We start from the raw sequence: 644 nt of genomic DNA on the forward strand, positions 1-644 counted from the left end.
CTGGCTGACCGGCGAGCAGGGCAGGGCGAAGCTCGGCGAGTACGGGCTGCGCTCGCCCGACCCCGGGCACGCGCTGCTCGGTACGGCGCCGCGCGGCGCGCAGACCGACCTCGCCGACCAGGAGCAGTACACCGACGTGACCGCCATGAACGCGACCCTCGACCGGTACCGCAACGCCCTCGGGCCCGGCCAGGTGCTCTTCCTGCTCGACAGCTCCGGGTCCATGGCCGGCCTGTGGCGGGGGCTGAGCAGCGGGCCCGGACTGATCCAGCAGTCGCTCGGGGGGCTCGGTGCGAAGGACCAGTACGGGGTGTGGGCGGTCGCCGGGCGCGGCAGCCGTACCCATACCGACCTGCTGCGCTTCGGATCGCACGCGCGCGATGCCGCTGTACGCGCCCTGGAGGGGGCGCGCAGGGCCGGAGCGCGCGGGGACCAGGCAGACCCCTACCGGGCGCTGCGCGACGCGCTGGCGTTCATGAAGGCGCAGGGCGTCGACAGCCAGCGGCCCCGGCAGATCGTGTACGTCACCGACGACGAGGACAACGACCGGCTGACCGGGCGGAACCTGGAGGACCTGCGGGAGCTGGCGCGCACGGCGGGGACGCCGGTGACCATGGTGTCGCTGGTCACCGGGGGGTGTGAGG

1 protein-coding gene is annotated in these 644 nt (G+C 74.4%); it reads left to right on the top strand.

Annotation, left to right across the window (positions count from 1 at the left end; translation table 11 throughout):
• Nucleotides 1–644, top strand: a 644-nt coding sequence (locus AOK24_RS49840; protein WP_206191288.1) for a vWA domain-containing protein, incomplete at both ends; no start/stop codon positions are given.

It is taken from the genome of Streptomyces niveiscabiei, from assembly GCF_001419795.1.
In the GTDB taxonomy this organism is placed as follows: Bacteria; Actinomycetota; Actinomycetes; order Streptomycetales; family Streptomycetaceae; genus Streptomyces; species Streptomyces niveiscabiei.